This is a genomic window from Pseudomonas quebecensis, assembly GCF_026410085.1.
Classification (GTDB): domain Bacteria; phylum Pseudomonadota; class Gammaproteobacteria; order Pseudomonadales; family Pseudomonadaceae; genus Aquipseudomonas; species Aquipseudomonas quebecensis.
This window is the reverse complement of record NZ_CP112866.1, coordinates 2,007,860-2,026,350: the sequence shown is the minus strand read 5'-3', so window position 1 is coordinate 2,026,350 and position 18,491 is coordinate 2,007,860. Positions and strand designations below refer to the sequence as shown.

Annotated in this window: 17 protein-coding genes; 9 read left to right on the top strand and 8 right to left on the bottom strand. The window is 59.8% G+C overall.

The window, feature by feature from the left end; all coding sequences use genetic code 11:
• Positions 1-15 precede the first annotated feature (15 nt).
• Genes crcB through OSC50_RS09490 form a run of 5 tightly spaced genes read right to left on the bottom strand, consistent with a single transcriptional unit; the run spans position 16 to position 5,070 of the window.
• On the bottom strand, positions 16-390 hold the full coding sequence (gene crcB, locus OSC50_RS09510) for a fluoride efflux transporter CrcB (RefSeq protein ID WP_266247780.1): 375 nt from the start codon (positions 388-390) through the stop codon (positions 16-18).
• On the bottom strand, positions 390-1,712 hold the full coding sequence (locus OSC50_RS09505; RefSeq protein WP_181076643.1) for a replication-associated recombination protein A: 1,323 nt from the start codon (positions 1,710-1,712) through the stop codon (positions 390-392). Before OSC50_RS09505 ends, crcB begins: the two co-directional genes overlap by 1 nt.
• A gap of 27 nt (positions 1,713-1,739) precedes the next feature.
• Positions 1,740-2,363 carry an outer membrane lipoprotein periplasmic chaperone LolA gene (lolA, locus tag OSC50_RS09500; protein WP_266247779.1) on the bottom strand — a complete coding sequence of 208 codons (624 nt, stop codon included), beginning with the start codon at positions 2,361-2,363 and terminating at the stop codon, positions 1,740-1,742.
• Positions 2,364-2,417: 54 nt separating this feature from the next.
• A complete protein-coding gene (locus OSC50_RS09495; RefSeq protein ID WP_181076639.1) occupies positions 2,418-4,823 on the bottom strand; it encodes a DNA translocase FtsK in 2,406 nt (801 codons plus the stop codon).
• The gene (locus OSC50_RS09490) at positions 4,798-5,070 is read right to left on the bottom strand and encodes a hypothetical protein (protein WP_181076638.1); all 273 of its coding nucleotides are present in this window, start codon (positions 5,068-5,070) and stop codon (positions 4,798-4,800) included. The genes OSC50_RS09495 and OSC50_RS09490 overlap by 26 nt, the downstream gene beginning before the upstream one ends.
• A gap of 251 nt (positions 5,071-5,321) precedes the next feature.
• Here OSC50_RS09490 and aat point away from each other — a divergent pair, with 251 nt between their 5' ends.
• From aat to infA, 3 genes are all read left to right on the top strand, one after another.
• On the top strand, positions 5,322-6,002 hold the full coding sequence (gene aat / locus OSC50_RS09485; protein ID WP_266247775.1) for a leucyl/phenylalanyl-tRNA--protein transferase: 681 nt from the start codon (positions 5,322-5,324) through the stop codon (positions 6,000-6,002).
• 56 nt (positions 6,003-6,058) lie between these two features.
• The gene (locus tag OSC50_RS09480; RefSeq protein ID WP_181076635.1) at positions 6,059-6,766 is read left to right on the top strand and encodes an arginyltransferase; all 708 of its coding nucleotides are present in this window, start codon (positions 6,059-6,061) and stop codon (positions 6,764-6,766) included.
• A gap of 100 nt (positions 6,767-6,866) precedes the next feature.
• Entirely contained in the window at positions 6,867-7,085 is a 219-nt protein-coding gene (gene infA, locus OSC50_RS09475; protein ID WP_002553999.1) for a translation initiation factor IF-1, read from the top strand.
• A gap of 176 nt (positions 7,086-7,261) precedes the next feature.
• Here the strand turns inward: infA and clpA are convergent, their stop codons facing one another.
• Positions 7,262-9,532 carry an ATP-dependent Clp protease ATP-binding subunit ClpA gene (gene clpA, locus OSC50_RS09470; protein ID WP_181076633.1) on the bottom strand — a complete coding sequence of 757 codons (2,271 nt, stop codon included), beginning with the start codon at positions 9,530-9,532 and terminating at the stop codon, positions 7,262-7,264.
• 29 nt (positions 9,533-9,561) lie between these two features.
• A complete protein-coding gene (clpS, locus tag OSC50_RS09465; protein WP_010567912.1) occupies positions 9,562-9,930 on the bottom strand; it encodes an ATP-dependent Clp protease adapter ClpS in 369 nt (122 codons plus the stop codon).
• Positions 9,931-10,154: 224 nt separating this feature from the next.
• Between clpS and cspD the strand changes: the two genes are divergently transcribed.
• Positions 10,155-10,460 (top strand): cold shock domain-containing protein CspD, encoded by a 306-nt coding sequence (gene cspD / locus OSC50_RS09460; RefSeq protein WP_277527055.1) that lies wholly within the window; start codon positions 10,155-10,157, stop codon positions 10,458-10,460.
• Positions 10,461-10,535: 75 nt separating this feature from the next.
• Here cspD and icd read toward each other — a convergent pair whose 3' ends face one another.
• Entirely contained in the window at positions 10,536-11,792 is a 1,257-nt protein-coding gene (gene icd, locus OSC50_RS09455) for an NADP-dependent isocitrate dehydrogenase (protein ID WP_181076630.1), read from the bottom strand.
• Positions 11,793-12,285: 493 nt separating this feature from the next.
• Between icd and OSC50_RS09450 the strand changes: the two genes are divergently transcribed.
• The 5 genes from OSC50_RS09450 (at position 12,286) to purB (ending at position 18,418) form a co-directional block, all read left to right on the top strand.
• Entirely contained in the window at positions 12,286-14,511 is a 2,226-nt protein-coding gene (locus OSC50_RS09450) for an NADP-dependent isocitrate dehydrogenase (RefSeq protein WP_266247771.1), read from the top strand.
• A gap of 160 nt (positions 14,512-14,671) precedes the next feature.
• Complete coding sequence (locus OSC50_RS09445) at positions 14,672-15,118, top strand: NUDIX hydrolase (protein WP_181076626.1); 447 nt, start codon at positions 14,672-14,674, stop codon at positions 15,116-15,118.
• 59 nt (positions 15,119-15,177) lie between these two features.
• Positions 15,178-16,302: a tRNA 2-thiouridine(34) synthase MnmA gene (mnmA, locus tag OSC50_RS09440; protein ID WP_253508224.1), complete on the top strand. Its 1,125-nt coding sequence runs from the start codon at positions 15,178-15,180 to the stop codon at positions 16,300-16,302.
• Entirely contained in the window at positions 16,299-16,922 is a 624-nt protein-coding gene (gene hflD, locus OSC50_RS09435; RefSeq protein WP_016969254.1) for a high frequency lysogenization protein HflD, read from the top strand. The genes mnmA and hflD overlap by 4 nt, the downstream gene beginning before the upstream one ends.
• A gap of 125 nt (positions 16,923-17,047) precedes the next feature.
• Complete coding sequence (purB, locus tag OSC50_RS09430; protein ID WP_007940861.1) at positions 17,048-18,418, top strand: adenylosuccinate lyase; 1,371 nt, start codon at positions 17,048-17,050, stop codon at positions 18,416-18,418.
• Positions 18,419-18,491 lie beyond the last annotated feature (73 nt).

Below are 18,491 nucleotides of genomic sequence, written 5' to 3'. Positions count from 1 at the left end.
TCGGTCTCTCGTTTATCAAAGTTTGGTCAAGGACAGGCCGGCCCAGGTGGCGAGCAGCCCGCCGAACACGCTGATGCCCAGGTACCCGAAGGCGACCAGGGCCTGCCCGTTTTCCAGCAGGCGCAGCGTATCCAGTGAAAAGGATGAAAAGGTCGTCAGACCGCCTACAAAGCCGACAATCAAGCCGGCGCGAATCTCAATCGGCACTTCCGGGCGCAACAGAAACCAGCCGTACAACAGCCCGATAATCAAACAGCCCACCAGATTGACCGCCAGGGTCGCCGCATAAAAATGCTTCGGCCAGTTGGCGCTGACCCAGGTGCCGGTGGCGAAACGCAATAATGTACCAGCGATGCCGGCCACGGACACGGCAAGAATTGTCTTGAGCACTACTTTCTCCGCTGTTTGGGGCTGAGGCGATCGAGTTGCGCGAGATGGTTGAGCTTTTCGCCGATCTTCAACTCCAGGCCGCGAGGCACCGGCTGGTAGAACGGCTGGGGCTCCAGAGCATCGGGAAAGTAGTCTTCGCCGGCCGCGTAGGCGTCCGGTTCATCGTGGGCGTAGCGGTATTCGTCACCGTAGCCCAGTTGCTTCATCAACTTGGTCGGCGCATTGCGCAGGTGCAGCGGCACTTCCAGGGAACCGTACTCGGCGGCCGCACGCAGGGCGGACTTGAAGCCCATGTACACCGCGTTGCTTTTGGGTGCGCAGGCCAGATAGGTGATGGCCTGGGCCACGGCCAACTCGCCTTCCGGGCTGCCGAGGCGCTCCTGCACATCCCACGCCGCCAGACACAGGCTCAAGGCTCGCGGGTCGGCGTTGCCGATGTCTTCGCTGGCCATGCGTACCACGCGACGCGCCAGGTACAGGGGGTCGCAGCCCCCGTCGATCATGCGCGCGAACCAGTACAACGCGCCGTCCGGGTTGGAGCCGCGCACGGATTTGTGCAGCGCTGAAATCTGGTCGTAGAACGCTTCGCCGCCCTTGTCGAAACGGCGACGGGTATCGCCGAGCAGGCTTTGCAGGAGGTCGACGCCGATCTCGCTACCGTCTTCGGCCAGGTCCGACGCGTTTTCCAACAGGTTGAGAAAACGTCGGCCATCGCCGTCGGCGGCGCTGAGCAGGATTTTGAAGCCTTCGTCGCTGACGCTCAGTTGGCGCTTGCCCAGGCCTTTGTCTTCGCTCAAGGCCCGGTGCAGCAGCTTCTGCATGGCCGCCTCGTCCAGGCTTTTGAGCACATAGACCCGCGCCCGCGACAGCAAGGCGTTGTTGAGTTCAAACGAGGGGTTTTCGGTGGTGGCGCCGATAAAAATCAGGGTGCCGTCTTCGACATACGGCAAAAACGCATCTTGCTGCGATTTGTTGAAGCGGTGCACTTCGTCGACGAACAGAATGGTGCGCTTGCCGTATTGGCCGGCCTGCTGCTTGGCGACTTCGACGGCCTGGCGGATCTCCTTGACCCCAGCCAGCACCGCCGAGACCGTTTCGAAGTGCGCGTCCGAGACTTTCGCCAGCAGACGCGCCAGGGTGGTTTTACCCACCCCCGGCGGCCCCCAGAAAATCATCGAGTGCAACGCACCCTGTTCCAGCGCCTCGCGCAGGGGCTTGCCGCGCGCGAGCAGGTGTTCCTGACCGACGTACTCATCCAGGTTGGTCGAGCGCAGGCGCGCGGCCAAGGGCTGGGCAATCGGGTCACTTCGAAACAGGTCCATGGGCAGCGTTTGAAACCTCTGGGCAGTTTATTCCTGGATCACGTCGGCACCCTTGGGGATGACGAACTTGAACTTGGATGCATCCACTGGCTGGTTAGCCTTGACGCCGGAGAACAGGATATCGGTGCGCTGGCCGACGCTGTCGATCAGGCGCATGTTGTTGATCACGCCGTTGCCGAACGACAGGTTCAGGCTGTCAAACAGCGTGTCCTTGGATTTTGGCTTAAGGGTGAACTCGATCACGTTGCTGGTTTGCTTGGAGGTGATGTCGAAGCTGTCGTTGATTTTCGACACATCGCCCGACAGCAGCAGCGCCGGCGTCTGGTTCAGGCGCGGGTCGAGCTTCTTGATGGTTGCCTGCTCCAGGTCCGGGTCCCACAGCGTGACCTTCTGGCCGTCGGACACAATGGTCTGCTCGGACTTGCCTTCGGTGTGCCAATAGAACAGGCCTGGGCGCTGCACGGCCATTTCACCTTCGGTCTGCTGCAACTGGGTGCCGCCGGCATCCAGGGTCAACTGGGAGAAGCGCGCGGTAAGGGTCTGGGATTTGTCCAACAGATTCTTCAAACTGGTGACGGAAGCCGGGTCGGCATGCGCCGAAACAGCAGTCAGGGCCAGGGCCGGCAACAACAGCATGCGAATAAAGCGCATGGGAGTCCTCATTGAGTCGTTAGGGCATGCCGCATGCTGCCATGCGGCACGTAGTCAGTCGCGCATCTGCCCGGGGGCAATGACTTCGCGCGAGCCGTTGGTGTTCATTGCGGTGACGACACCGGCGTTTTCCATGGCTTCGATCATACGGGCGGCGCGGTTGTAGCCGATCTTCAACTTGCGCTGCACGGCGGAAATCGAGGCACGGCGACTTTCCAGCACGAATGCCACGGCTTCGTCGTACAGCGCGTCGGTCTCGGCGTCATCGTCGCCACCGCTGCTGCCGCCGTCGAAGCCGCTGCCGGCCTCTTCAACGCCCGCGAGGATGTCGTCGTTGTATTCCGGCGCGCCGCGCAGCTTCCAAGCTTCAACTACGCGGTGAACTTCGTCATCGGACACGAACGCGCCGTGAACGCGAATTGGCAGGCTGGTGCCCGGCGGCATGTACAGCATGTCACCGTGGCCGAGCAGCTGTTCGGCGCCGCCCTGGTCGATGATGGTCCGCGAGTCGATCTTGCTCGACACCTGGAACGCCATGCGCGTCGGGATGTTGGCCTTGATCAGACCGGTGATGACATCCACCGATGGACGTTGTGTCGCAAGGATCAAGTGGATACCGGCGGCACGAGCCTTCTGGGCGATACGTGCGATCAGTTCTTCGACCTTCTTGCCGACGATCATCATCATGTCGGCGAATTCGTCCACTACCACGACGATAGTCGGCAGCTTGGTCAGCAGCGGCGCTTCGTCGTGAATGCTTTCGCGTTTGTACAGCGGGTCGGTCAGCGGCGTGCCGGCGTCCTGGGCTTCCTTGACCTTGGCGTTGAAGCCCGACAGGTTACGCACGCCCATCTTCGCCATCAGCTTGTAGCGTCGCTCCATCTCGGCCACGCTCCAGCGCAGCGCGTTGGCGGCGTCCTTCATGTCGGTGACCACCGGGCAGAGCAAATGCGGGATGCCTTCATAGATCGACAGCTCAAGCATCTTGGGGTCGATCATGATCAGTTTGGCGTCTTCCGGGCCGGACTTGAACAGAATCGACAGGATCATCGCGTTCACGCCCACCGACTTACCGGAACCGGTGGTACCGGCCACCAGCAAGTGCGGCATTTTCGCCAAATCGGTGATGACCGGTTTGCCGCCGATATCGTGCCCCAGGGCCAGGGTGACCGGCGACTTGAAGTTGTCGTACTCCGGCGTCGACAGCACCTCGGAAAAGCGCACGATCTGGCGGTCTTCGTTGGGAATCTCGATACCTACGGTGGTCTTGCCGGGAATCACTTCCACCACGCGCACGCTGGTCACGGCCAGGGAGCGCGCCAGGTCTTTGGCCAGGTTGGAGATACGGCTGACCTTGACGCCAGCCGCAGGCTGGATTTCGTAACGGGTGATCACGGGGCCTGGGTGAATGGAATCCACCGACACTTCGACGCCGAATTCCTTGAGTTTGATCTCCAGCAGATGGCCGACGGCCGCCAGGGACTCGGGGGAATAGTTGAGTTGTTTCTTTTCAGCCGCGTCGAGAATCGAGATAGGTGGCAAGGTGCCTTCGACCGCGCTGTCGATAAACAACGGGGCCTGTTTCTCTTTCTGCACGCGATGGCTCGGCTCCGGGGCCTTGGGCGGCGCGGGGGCGATGACCGGCGGTACCTGCTTCTCGCGGTCCGACATGTGCTTGCTCAGGGCCTGCTCGCGCTCGATCAGGCGCTCCTTGACCTTGGCCTGCTCGCGACGATCCGGCGTGCTCGGCGCCACCACTTCGTTGACGCGGGTATCCACCTCGCGCAGCTGGGCCACCATGCGTTTGCGCTCGACCCGGGCCGCCCACCAGCGATTGGCGGCGCCTTGGAACAATTCAAGCAGGTCAAGGGTGATCTTGCCGGTCACGTCCATCACTTTGAACCACGACAGGTCGGTGAACACGGTGAGGCCGAACAGGAACAGCGCGATAAACATCAAGGTGCTGCCCTGGATATTCAGGGTCCTGCGCGCCAGATCGCCCAGGCTTTCACCCAGGGCACCGCCCGCGCCCGCCGGCAGACCGGTGGGTGCATGAAAATGGATATGGGCCAGCGCGGCGCCGGACAGCACCAGGAACACCAGGCCGATCAGCCGCCAGGAAAACAGCCAGCCGCTCCACTGCCACGGCTCGTGGCGCTGGCGGAAGATCTGCCAGGTCTTGATCGCCAGCAGCAACGGGAAGATATAGGCGAAGTAACCCAACACCATGAACAGGATATCGGCGCTGTAGGAGCCGACGGGGCCACCGAAGTTCTGTACGTCGTCGATCTTGCTGTTATGGCTCCAGCCCGGATCGTCCTTGCCATAGGTGAGCAAGGCCATCATCAGGAACAGGCACAATGCGCCGATCGCGATCAGCGCACCTTCCTTGAGACGATAATGCAGGTGCTGACGCCAGGCCGGCACGACTGTTTTAGGTGTCGCGGTGGATTTCTTCAAAACGGGTCTTTTCCTGCGCTTTTAGCGCGTCCATCTGTTGAATGACTGCAAAATACTGCCGGATCCGGGCAGCTGAAAAATGAACCAACGGGGTGAAAATTACTTTCAGCACGGGTGCTTGCCGTGCGAAACGACGATAACGCCACACTGGCCGCATTGTACGGGTTTGTGACCACGATGCCACGCCATTGCCTGCAACTCGACGGCCTGGCCGATTACGCTGTTGCGACGGGTTCAATTTGAGCATGCATTGCCTTTGCTGACAAAGGCTTATGCGCTGTTTCCGACAATCCAAAGCAGCTTGGCAAATGGCCTGCATGTCACCGCCCCGCTTACGACCGCACCCTCGGCCCAGAGTTGCAGAAACACCCGCTCACGCTAATCCACGCCAACGGCCGATTCGGGCTGGCCCCAGGGCGCCGCTTCGACAATAATCAGCACTCGCGCGGCAGGTGCCAAGCCTGCCACTCCCCTCCCCTTTCGCTAGCCTGGATACCCATGCTGACCTGGTTACAACGCGACTCGCTGACTTTCCCCCCGCTGGCCAAGGCCATGCGCGAACCTAACGGCCTGCTAGCCGCCGGCGGCGACTTATCGGCCGAGCGCCTGATCCAGGCCTATCGCCACGGCTGCTTCCCCTGGTTTTCGGAGGGCCAGCCGATCCTGTGGTGGTCGCCGGACCCTCGTACCGTGATTTTCCCCGACGAACTGCACGTGTCCCGCAGCCTGGCCAAACTGTTGCGCCAGCAGCGTTACACCGTGACCTTGGATCAGGATTTTGCCGCCGTCATCCAGGCCTGCGCCGCACCACGCGCCTACGCCGATGGTACCTGGATCACCGAAGGCATCCAGGCCGCCTACCTGGAACTGCACAGGCGCGGCCATGCCCATTCAGTGGAGGTGTGGGACAACGGCACGCTGGTAGGCGGCCTGTACGGCCTGGCCATGGGCCAACTGTTCTTTGGCGAATCGATGTTCAGCCGCGCCGACAACGCCTCCAAATTCGGGTTTGCGACCCTCACACGGCAACTGCAGGCCTGGGGCTTTGTGTTGATCGACTGCCAGATGCCCAACGACCATCTGCACAGCCTGGGTGCACGCGGCATTTCCCGCAGCGAGTTTGCGGGCTTTCTGCGCGACCACCTGGACCAGCCCAACGCCGGACCCTGGCTTTCTTAGGCGACTTGCGCTGACCTGGCTTACACTTATTTCAAAGCTTATCCCGAGGGTTGATCATGACCGAGCTGGCGCGCTTGAAGTTTTATGCCACTCAAGCTCACTCTTGCAGCTATCTGCCCGACGAGCAGGCCACCACGCTGTTCCTCGACCCCAGCCAGCCCATGGACGTGCATGTGTACGCCGATCTTTCGGAAATGGGCTTTCGTCGCAGCGGCGACCACCTGTACAGGCCCCATTGCCAGAATTGCAACGCCTGCGTTCCGGCCCGGATCCCCGTGGGGCAATTCCTGCCGGACCGCAACCAGAAACGCATCCTCAAGCGTAATGCCGACCTGACAGTAACGTCGGCCAGGCCGAGGTTCACTGAAGAGTATTTCGACCTCTACCAACGCTATATCGAGCAACGCCACGCCGACGGCGATATGTTCCCACCCAGTCGCGACCAGTTTTCCACGTTCCTGGTACGCGACCTGCCCTTCTCGCGATTCTATGAGTTTCGCGCGGGTGGTCGGTTGCTGGCCGTGGCGGTCACCGATCTGCTGCCTAACGGCCTGTCGGCGGTGTACACGTTCTACGAACCCGGCGAGGAGCGCCGCAGCCTGGGGCGTTTTGCCATTCTCTGGCAAATCGGCGAAGCGCTGCGCCTGGAACTGGAGGCGGTGTACCTCGGCTACTGGATCAAAAACTGCAAAAAAATGAATTACAAGACCCAATATCGGCCCATTGAGCTGCTGATTAATCAAAGATGGGTCACGCTTAACTAGAACCCCTTGGCTTAAACACCCTTTTTCGGGCACAATGCACGCCGCTTTTGCCTGGCGCAGTTGCACCGGGCCATTCACTGGATACCGAGGGCTTTACTGCATGTCGAAAGAAGACAGCTTCGAAATGGAAGGCACTGTCGTCGACACCCTGCCCAACACCATGTTTCGTGTGGAGTTGGAAAATGGGCACGTCGTAACCGCGCATATCTCCGGCAAGATGCGCAAGAACTACATTCGTATTCTTACCGGTGACAAAGTGCGCGTCGAGCTGACGCCCTATGACTTGAGCAAAGGGCGCATCACTTACCGCGCTCGCTAAGCAAGTCAATACAAAACGCCCGGTTATGCCGGGCGTTTTTGTGTGCATGATTTTTCAAACATCGAAGGGGCTCTGCGGTGAGCTCTCTCCCACACTGGATCTTCATTGGTCTGGCAATCGCATTTCCACACAGCAAAAAGGCGCCTTTCAACGCCTTTTGCATGGGTGCGGTACGATCAGGCCATTTCAGCGGTGGTCTCGAACTCGAAGGTCAGCTCACCATCCTTCAGGTCGATATGCACCACGCCACCATGGTCGGACAGCTCGCCAAACAGGATCTCTTCGGCCAGTGGCCGCTTGATCTTGTCCTGGATCAGACGCGCCATTGGGCGGGCGCCCATTGCCGCATCGTAGCCACCTTCGGCGATCCAACTGCGCGCCGCTTCCGTGACATCGAGCTGTACGCGCTTGTCTTCCAACTGCGCCTGGAGCTCGGTAAGGAACTTGTCCACCACGCTCTTGATAACCTCATGACTGAGGCGACCAAACTGGATGATAGTGTCCAGACGGTTGCGGAACTCCGGTGTAAAGCTCTTCTTGATCACTTCCATCGCATCGGAAGAGTGATCCTGATGGCTGAAGCCAATCGAAGCCCGCGCGGCCGTCTCGGCACCGGCGTTGGTGGTCATGATCACGATCACGTTGCGGAAATCCGCCTTGCGCCCGTTGTTGTCGGTCAGGGTCCCGTGATCCATCACCTGCAGCAGCAGGTTGAAGACTTCCGGGTGTGCCTTCTCGATTTCATCGAGCAGCAATACGCAGTGAGGCTGCTTGGTGATCGCCTCGGTGAGCAGACCGCCCTGATCGAAGCCCACATAACCAGGAGGCGCACCAATCAGGCGTGACACGGTATGGCGCTCCATGTACTCGGACATATCGAAGCGAACCAGCTCGATACCCATGGCCTTGGCCAATTGCCGCGCCGCCTCGGTCTTGCCGACGCCGGTAGGACCGGCGAACAGGAACGAGCCGACAGGCTTGTCCGGCGACTTGAGGCCCGCGCGCGACAGCTTGATAGCCGTGGACAGCGAATCGATGGCCGCATCCTGACCGAACACGGTCAGCTTGAGGTCGCGCTCCAGGTTACGCAGCAGCTCCTTGTCCGAGCTGGTGACGTGTTTTGGCGGAATCCGCGCAATTTTCGCCACGATATCTTCGACCTGCGGCACATCAATGCGCTTCACGCGCTTCTCGGCTGGCTGGAGACGCTGGTAAGCACCCGCCTCATCGATTACGTCAATCGCCTTGTCAGGCATGTGACGGTCGTTGATGTAGCGCGACGCCAACTCCGCGGCAGAGCGCAGCGCTTCATCGGTGTACTCGATGCCATGGTGCGCCTCGAAGCGGCCCTTCAGGCCACGCAGGATGCCGATCGTGTCTTCAACCGAAGGTTCGGAGACATCGACTTTCTGGAAGCGCCGCGCCAGGGCGCGATCCTTCTCGAAAATCCCGCGAAACTCCTGGAACGTGGTGGAGCCGATGCAACGGATATCACCCGACGACAGCAACGGCTTGAGCAGGTTGGACGCATCCATGACCCCGCCGGAAGCTGCGCCGGCACCGATGATGGTGTGAATCTCATCGATGAACAGGATCGCTTGCGGGCGTTTTTTCAACTCGCCCAGCAACGCCTTGAAGCGCTTCTCGAAATCGCCACGGTATTTGGTACCGGCAAGCAAGGCGCCCAGATCGAGGGAATATACGACACTGCTGGCCAGCAGATCCGGCACCTGATTGTCGACGATGCGCTTGGCCAGGCCTTCGGCAATCGCGGTTTTACCCACGCCGGCCTCGCCGACCAACAGCGGGTTGTTCTTGCGACGACGCGCAAGGATCTGCGCTACGCGCTCGACTTCAAGCTCACGCCCCACCAGCGGATCGATCCGCCCCTGACGCGCCAGTTCATTGAGGTTGCTGGCATAGGCATCCAGTGGATTGCCCGAAGAAGAAGACTCGCCGCCCTCGTCGTCCTGCATATCCTGTTCACCCTCGGAATGATCGCCGTGCCCAGGCACCTTGGAAATACCGTGGGCGATGTAGTTGACCACATCGATACGGGCAACGCTCTGCTGCTTGAGCAGAAACACCGCCTGGCTTTCCTGTTCGCTGAAGATCGCCACAAGCACATTGGCGCCTGTGACTTCACGCTTACCGGAGCTCTGTACGTGGAAAACGGCACGCTGCAATACCCGCTGAAAACCCAGGGTCGGCTGGGTTTCACGGTCCTCGTCATGCACGGGGATCAGTGGCGTGGTGGAGTCGATAAACTCCTGCAGATCATGCTTGAGTTTGTCGAGGTTGGCGCCGCACGCACGCAGAACGGTGGCGGCAGCTTCATTATCCAAAAGTGCCAGCAGCAGGTGCTCGACGGTCATGAATTCATGACGCTTCGAACGAGCCTCCTTGAAGGCAAGATTGAGGGTGACTTCGAGCTCGCGGTTTAACATAGCTTCACCTCATACCCAAGTGGTCGGCGTTAACCGTCCTTCTCGATTTCACAGAGTAGCGGATGCTGGCTTTCCCTGGCGTACTGGTTGACCTGCATGGCCTTTGTCTCGGCGATGTCGCGGGTAAACACTCCACATACTGCCCGTCCTTCTGTATGAACGGCCAGCATTACCTTGGTCGCCAACTCGCGGTTCAGGTTAAAAAACACCTCGAGCACTTCGACCACGAAATCCATCGGTGTGTAGTCATCGTTGAACAAAACCACCTTGTACATCGGCGGCGCCTGTAAGGCAGGCTTGGCCTCCTGAACAGCAATGCCTGCAGAACCGTCGTCATCGTGTTCGTGATCCGGTCGATCCTGATTGAATGTTAGTCGAATCTGGCTGATTGCATGCATGGAAAGAAAGGTTCGTCAGTTGTTCAATACAGTGGTGGGGGCAACCTGTCAGAATTTCAACTCTGACCGACTGGTCGCCTTGACTATCGGCAAAACGGTGTTACAACCAATAGAACCCACAGTGGGTAAAAAAGGTCCGCGCAGTCAACCTTATTTATTCGGGTTAGGACGGATAAACTGGATGATACTCCAGTGATGGAGTCTGGTGCAGAAGGAAATGGGTTATGTCTGGCAGCAAGATCAAAGGCAAGGTCAAGTGGTTCAATAACGCCAAGGGATATGGCTTTATTAATGAAGAAGGTAAAACCGATGACCTTTTTGCGCACTATTCAGCGATCACCATGGACGGCTACAAGACGCTGAAAGCAGGCCAAAGTGTGGAGTTCGAAATCATTCAGGGGCCAAAGGGACTGCATGCCGTTGAAATTTGCGCGGCCTGCGCGGCGGCGCCCGGGACGGCCCACGACGCCACGCACGAAAAAAAGCCCAAAAAAGATCAATCCTCTAAAGAAAAGAAGCAACTGGCCTGATCGCATTTGGGTAAATAGCCTGCAAAAAAAACGGCCATTCTGGTTCAGCAGAATGGCCGTTTTATTTAGCCTGCCTTACATATGCGAAATCAACGCATCACCAAAGCCTGACGACGACACCAGCTTCGCGCCGTCCATCAGTCGCTCGAAGTCATAGGTCACGGTCTTGGCCGAAATCGCGCCATTGGTCCCCTTGATGATCAGGTCCGCCGCCTCGATCCAGCCCATGTGGCGCAGCATCATTTCCGCCGACAGGATCAGCGAGCCGGGGTTGACCTGGTCTTTGCCCGCATACTTGGGCGCGGTGCCGTGGGTCGCCTCGAACATGGCGACGGTGTCGGACAGATTGGCGCCCGGCGCAATACCGATGCCGCCGACTTCCGCCGCGAGGGCATCGGACAGGTAGTCGCCATTGAGGTTAAGGGTGGCGATCACATCATATTCCGCCGGCCGCAGCAGGATCTGCTGGAGCATGGCGTCGGCAATCGCATCCTTGACCACCACATTCTTGCCGGTTTTCGGGTTCTTGAACTGCATCCAAGGCCCGCCGTCCAGCAAGGTCGCGCCAAACTCCTGCGCGGCCACTTCATAGGCCCACTCTTTGAAGGCCCCTTCGGTGAACTTCATGATGTTGCCTTTGTGCACGATGGTCAGCGAATCACGATCGTTATCCACCACATATTGCAGGGCTTTACGCGCCAGACGCTGAGTGCCTTCCTTGGACACCGGCTTGACGCCAATCCCGCAGTCCTGGTCGAAACGGATCTTGGTGACGCCCATTTCCTCCTTGAGGAACTTGATCACCTTGATCGCTTCAGGCGAACCGGCTTTCCACTCAATACCGGCGTAAATATCTTCGGAGTTTTCACGGAAGATGGTCATGTCCACGTCACCAGGCTTTTTCACCGGGCTAGGCACGCCTTCGAACCAACGCACGGGGCGCAGGCAAACATACAGATCGAGTTGCTGGCGCAAGGCAACGTTCAACGAACGGATACCGCCGCCAACCGGCGTGGTCAGCGGGCCCTTGATGGACACTACGTAATCCTTGACCGCGTCCAGGGTTTCCTGGGGCAGCCAGGTGTCCTGGTCGTAAACCTGCGTGGCTTTTTCGCCGGCGTAGACTTCCATCCAGGAAATCTTGCGCTTGCCGCCATAAGCCTTGGCAACAGCTGCGTCGACCACCTTGATCATCACCGGGCTGATGTCGACGCCAATACCGTCACCTTCGATGAACGGGATGATCGGGTGGTCAGGAACATTGAGAGAATGGTCTGCGTTGACGGTGATTTTGTCGCCGACTGCCGGAACCTGAATCTTCTTGTATCCCATGCTGAACTCCATCTATGGATTGAACATCTGGCTGCGTTCGAGCCTACTCCAGATAAATGACGACTGAAACCTAGCGCCATGCTCATTTGCATCGAAAACAGCATAAATTGTCGCCTACAAGCCTGAAAGCAAAGGGAAAAACGCCAATCTTGAGCACAACGTGCGACTTTAGGCGTAACCCGGTACCTGCGACCTTTAGACCAATGGACGACCCACCTTTTGTATGAAGGCTCAGCGTAAGCATAGCGACCTATGTATAATGCCGCCGCTGACCCAAGAGTCACGCCGGCAGACCGCTCTGGAACCGGGCCCTCCGCCAGAAAGCAGGACTATTACAATAGTCCACCCGCTTGACGCTCGACTGATGCAACCCAACATCACCGCGAAGAAACCTCGACATTTCGCTCATGGATGACTTTGAACGAACGCGCTCCACCCGGCGCATCTCGAGTTTCTGCGCACGCTTTCAGCAAAGAAGAGAGTTAATCCGAATATGCCCACCCGCTCGAAGATCATCTACACCTTCACCGACGAAGCCCCCGCCCTCGCCACCTATTCACTGCTGCCTATCGTAGAGGCTTTCACCGCTTCCGCTGATATTGCCGTGGAAACCCGCGACATTTCCCTCGCCGGGCGCATCCTCGCAAGCTTCCCCGAGCAACTGGGTACCAAGGCCGTGCCGGACCACCTCGCCGAACTGGGCGACCTGGCCGTAACCCCTGAAGCCAACATCATCAAACTGCCTAACATCAGTGCTTCGACCCCTCAATTGCAGGCGGCGATCAAGGAATTGCAGGCCCAGGGCTACGCCCTCCCGGACTACCCGGAAACCGTAACCACCGACGCGGAAAAAGAAACCCGTGCCCGTTACGACAAGGTCAAGGGCAGCGCCGTGAACCCGGTACTGCGCGAAGGCAACTCCGACCGCCGTGCGCCATTGTCGGTCAAGAACTATGCGCGCAAGCACCCGCACAAAATGGGCGCCTGGGCGGCAGACTCCAAGTCCCACGTTGCCCACATGAGCAATGGTGACTTCTACGGCAGCGAGAAAGCCGTACAGATCGAAGCCGCCGACGCGGTCAAGATCGAGCTGATTGCCAAAGATGGCACCGCAACCGTGCTGAAGGAAAAGACCTCGGTACAAGCCGGCGAAATCCTCGACAGCGCAGTGCTGAGCAAAAACGCCCTGCGTGCGTTCATCGCCGCCGAGATCGAAGACGCCAAGAAACAAGACGTATTGCTGTCGGTACACCTGAAGGCCACCATGATGAAGGTCTCCGACCCGATCATGTTCGGCCAGATCGTTGCCGAGTTCTATAAAGAAGCGCTGACCAAGCACGCTGCCGTGCTGGAACAGATCGGCTTTAACCTGAACAACGGCATCGGCGACCTGTACGCCCGCATCAAGGCCCTGCCGGCCGACCAGCAAGCGCAGATCGAAGCCGACATCCAGGCGGTCTACGCCGCTCGCCCTTCCCTGGCGATGGTCAACTCCGACAAAGGCATCACCAACCTGCATGTGCCGAGCGACGTCATCGTCGACGCCTCGATGCCGGCCATGATCCGTGACTCCGGCAAAATGTGGGGCACCGACGGTCAACTGCACGACACCAAGGCCGTGATTCCGGATCGCTGCTACGCCACCATCTACCAAGCCGTCATCGAAGACTGCAAGGCCAATGGCGCGTTCGATCCAACCACCATGGGCAGCGTTCCGAACGTTGGCCTGATGGCCAAGAAAGCCGAAGAGTACGGCTCCCACGACAAGACGTTCCAGATCAAGGCTGACGGTGTGGTCCGCGTCACCGACAGCAAGGGCAACCTGCTGATGGAGCAAACCGTCGAAGCCGGCGACATCTTCCGCATGTGCCAGACCAAAGACGCGCCGATCCAGGACTGGGTCAAGCTCGCCGTCAACCGCGCCCGCGCTAGCAACACCCCGGCCATTTTCTGGCTGGACCCCAAGCGCGCCCACGACGGCGTGGTGGTTGAGAAAGTTCAGGCCTACCTGAAAGACCACAACACCGAAGGTTTGGACATCCGCATCATGTCGCCGGTCGACGCGATGAAGTTCACCCTGGAGCGTACCCGCAAGGGCCTGGACACCATCTCCGTGACCGGTAACGTATTGCGCGACTACCTGACCGACCTGTTCCCGATCATGGAACTGGGCACCAGCGCCAAGATGCTGTCGATCGTGCCGCTGATGAACGGCGGCGGCCTGTTCGAAACCGGCGCCGGCGGCTCGGCACCCAAGCACGTACAGCAACTGCTGGAAGAGAACTTCCTGCGCTGGGATTCCCTGGGTGAATTCCTGGCCCTGGCTGCATCCCTCGAGCACTTGGGTGTGACGTACAACAACCCCAAGGCCCTGGTACTGTCCAAGACCCTGGACCAGGCCACCGGCCAGTTCCTGGACAACAACAAGTCGCCATCGCGCAAAGTCGGCAACATCGACAACCGCGGCAGCCACTTCTACCTGGCGCTGTACTGGGCCCAGGCCCTGGCCGCTCAGTCTGAAGACACAGCGCTGCAAGCGCAGTTCGGCGAACTGGCCAAAACCCTGGCCGCGAACGAGGCAACCATCGTTGCCGAACTCAACGCCGTCCAGGGCAAGCCCGTGGACATCGGCGGCTACTACGCGCCGAACCCGGAGTTGACCAGCAAGGCCATGCGCCCAAGCAATACCTTTAACGCGGCGATTGCCAAGTTGAAGTAAGGTTGTAAGGATGCAAAGAAACCCCGGCCCCGTGCCGGGGTTTCTGTTTCCAGCGCTCAACTCAGGAAACCGGATCAAATATGGGAGGGGCTTGCCCCTTCCCACATTGACTGTAATCCAGATCCAAGAACGCACCGCCCCCTGAATCAAGAGGCACACCATGACCTGGCAACCCCACATCACCGTCGCCACCATCGTCGAAGACAACGGCAAGTTCCTGATGGTCGAAGAACTCAAGGGCGGGCGCGCCGTACTCAATCAGCCTGCCGGTCACCTCGACCCGCATGAAACGCTAACCGAAGCCGCCGTACGCGAAACCCTTGAGGAAACCGGTTGGGACGTGGAAGCGACCGGTATCGTCGGCATCTACCTGTACACCGCCCCCAGTAATGGCGTGACTTATCAACGGGTCTGCTTCATTGCCAACGCCTTGAAACACCACCCGGACTATCAACTCGACGACGGCATCCTCCGCGCCCGCTGGCTGACCCGCGACGAACTGATGGGCCTGCGCGACGCCTGGCGCAGCGAGCTGATTATCCGCTGCATCGATGATTATCTGGCCGGCCAGCGGCACAGCCTGGAATTGATCCGCCCTTCTCTTTAGCCTTGCGGGCCCAGGCCTGCTAGAATCGCGTCCTTTTTCAAGACACCCGTTGAAACCCTATGCGTGATCCAGCCCCTTCTGACACACAAAAGAAGCGCGTCATCGTCGGCATGTCCGGCGGCGTGGATTCTTCCGTTTCCGCCGTTCTGCTCATGGAGCAGGGTTATGAGGTGGAAGGCCTGTTCATGAAGAACTGGGAAGAAGACGATGGAACGGAATATTGCACCGCCATGGACGACCTCGCGGACGCCCAGGCCGTGTGCGACAAGATCGGCATCAAGCTGCACACCGCCAACTTCGCGGCCGAGTACTGGGACAACGTGTTCGAGCACTTCCTGGCCGAATACAAGGCTGGACGCACGCCGAACCCGGACATCCTGTGCAACCGCGAAATCAAGTTCAAGGCGTTCCTCGACTACGCCATGATCCTCGGCGCGGACCTGATCGCCACTGGCCACTACGTGCGCCGCCGCGATATCGATGGCCGCACGGAACTGCTCAAGGGCCTGGACCCAAACAAGGACCAGAGCTACTTCCTGCACGCCGTCGGCGGTGAACAGATCGCCAAGACTCTGTTCCCGGTGGGCGAGCTGGAAAAGCCCGAAGTGCGCAGGATTGCCGAGCAGCACGGCCTGGCTACCGCCAAGAAAAAGGACTCCACCGGGATCTGTTTTATCGGCGAGCGCCGCTTCAGTGACTTCCTCAAGCAGTACCTGCCGGCGCAACCGGGCGAGATCAAGACCACCGAGGGAGAGGTCATCGGCCGTCATCATGGCCTGATGTACCACACCATCGGCCAGCGCCAGGGCCTGGGCATCGGCGGCCTCAAGGACGCCGGCGAAGAGCCGTGGTACGTGCTGGTCAAGGACTTGGAACACAACGTGCTGATCGTCGGCCAGGGCAACGAGCACCCGTTGCTGTTTTCCGGCGCCCTGCTGGCCTCGGAGATCTACTGGGTCAACCCGATTGACCTCACTACCCCACGCCGCCTGACCGCCAAGGTGCGCTATCGCCAGAGCGACCAGCCCTGCACCCTGGAAAAGACCGCCAACGGCTACCGCGCCACCTTCGATGACCCGCAGCGCGCCGTTACTCCCGGCCAGTCCGTGGTGTTCTATGACGGCGAGGTGTGCCTGGGCGGTGGCGTGATCGAAGTCGCAGAACCCTGGAGCAACCCGGCATGAGCCCGACCCAGGAGCAATTGACGGCATTGGGCGGGGTATTCCTGGCCGCCGTGCTGGTGGACAAAATCGCCAAGACCGGCCAGGTCACCGAGGCGGGCCTGACCTGCATGCTCGGCAGCCTGCTGATCCGCGACCCCAAGGACACCCTGGAAGTCTACGGCGGTGATGACCTGGCGCTGCGCGAAGGTTACCGCGCCCTGATCGGCGCCCTGGAGCGCGACCCCAGCACCTTGCAACGCGAGCCACTGCGCTACGCCCTGTCGATGCTCGGCCTGGAGCGTCAACTGGCCAAGCGCGAGGACATGCTGGAGACCATCGGCAAGCGCCTGCCACAGATCCAGTCCCAGGTGGAGCACTTCGGCCCGGCCCACGAAAACGTGATCGCCGCCTGTGGTGCGCTGTACCAGGACACCTTGAGCACCCTGCGCCAGCGCATCCAGGTGCATGGCGACATGCGCAACCTGCAGCAACCGAACAACGCGTCGAAGATCCGCGCCCTGTTGCTGGCCGGCATTCGTTCGGCGCGACTGTGGCGCCAGCTGGGCGGTCACCGTTGGCAGCTGGTCATCAGCCGTCGCAAATTGCTCAAAGAGCTTTACCCGTTGATGCGCAACGAATAAGTCGCAGCAGCAGGCTGTTTTCACGCCGTTACGCGTAATACGCCGGTCAGTTGGCGACGGACCGGCGGATTTTTTCATGTATGATACGCGCCCCATTTCGTTGCCCGACTGTCCGAGAACACCCCATGCAGCTTTCTTCGCTCACTGCGGTTTCCCCTGTTGACGGCCGCTACGCCGGCAAAACCCAGGCCCTGCGCCCTATTTTCAGCGAGTACGGCCTGATCCGCGCTCGTGTCCTGGTTGAAGTGCGCTGGCTCCAGCGCCTGGCCGCTCACCCCGCCATCAGCGAAGTGCCGGCGTTTTCCGCCGAAGCCAACGCCGTGCTCAATACCCTGGCGGAGAACTTCTCCCTGGAGCACGCCGAGCGTGTGAAAGAGATCGAGCGCACCACCAACCACGACGTCAAAGCCATCGAATATCTGCTCAAAGAGCAAGCGGCCAAGCTGCCGGAACTGGCCAAGGTCAGCGAGTTCATCCACTTTGCCTGCACCAGCGAGGACATCAACAACCTGTCCCACGCCCTGATGCTGCGCGAAGGCCGTGACGACGTGATGCTGCCGCTGATGCGCCAGACCGCCAACGCCATCCGCGAGCTGGCGATCCGTTTCGCCGACGTACCGATGCTGTCGCGCACCCACGGCCAACCGGCCTCGCCGACCACCCTGGGCAAAGAGCTGGCCAACGTGGTGTACCGCCTGGAGCGCCAGATCGCGCAAGTGGCCGCCGTGCCATTGCTGGGCAAGATCAACGGCGCGGTGGGCAACTACAACGCCCACCTGTCGGCTTACCCGGAGATCGACTGGGAAGCCAACGCCCGCGCCTTTATCGAAGACGAACTGGGCCTGGGCTTCAATCCGTACACCACGCAGATCGAACCGCACGACTATATCGCCGAGCTGTTCGACGCCATTGCGCGCTTCAACACCATCCTGATCGACTTCGATCGCGATATCTGGGGCTACATCTCCCTGGGCTACTTCAAGCAGCGCACCATTGCCGGTGAAATCGGTTCGTCGACCATGCCGCACAAGGTCAACCCGATCGACTTCGAAAACTCCGAAGGCAACCTCGGCATCGCCAACGCCCTGTTCCAGCATCTGGCCAGCAAGTTGCCGATCTCCCGCTGGCAGCGCGACCTGACTGACTCCACCGTGCTGCGCAACCTCGGCGTGGGCTTTGCCCACAGCGTGATCGCGTATGAAGCCAGCCTCAAAGGCATCAGCAAACTGGAGCTCAACGAGCAGAAGATCGCCGCTGACCTGGATGCGTGCTGGGAAGTACTGGCCGAACCGATCCAGACCGTGATGCGCCGCTACAACATCGAAAACCCGTACGAGAAACTCAAAGAATTGACGCGCGGCAAGGGCATCAGCCCTGAAGCGCTGCAGACTTTCATCGACGGCCTGGACATGCCGGCCGCGGCCAAGGCCGAGCTTAAATTGCTCACCCCGGCCAACTACATCGGCAATGCCGTGGCCCAGGCCAAGCGCATCTGATCCAAGCAAGACCCTTGAGACGCCCGGCCGCGCCGGGCGTTTTTATTCCAGTCTGAAAAGTGCTTTTTTTCAA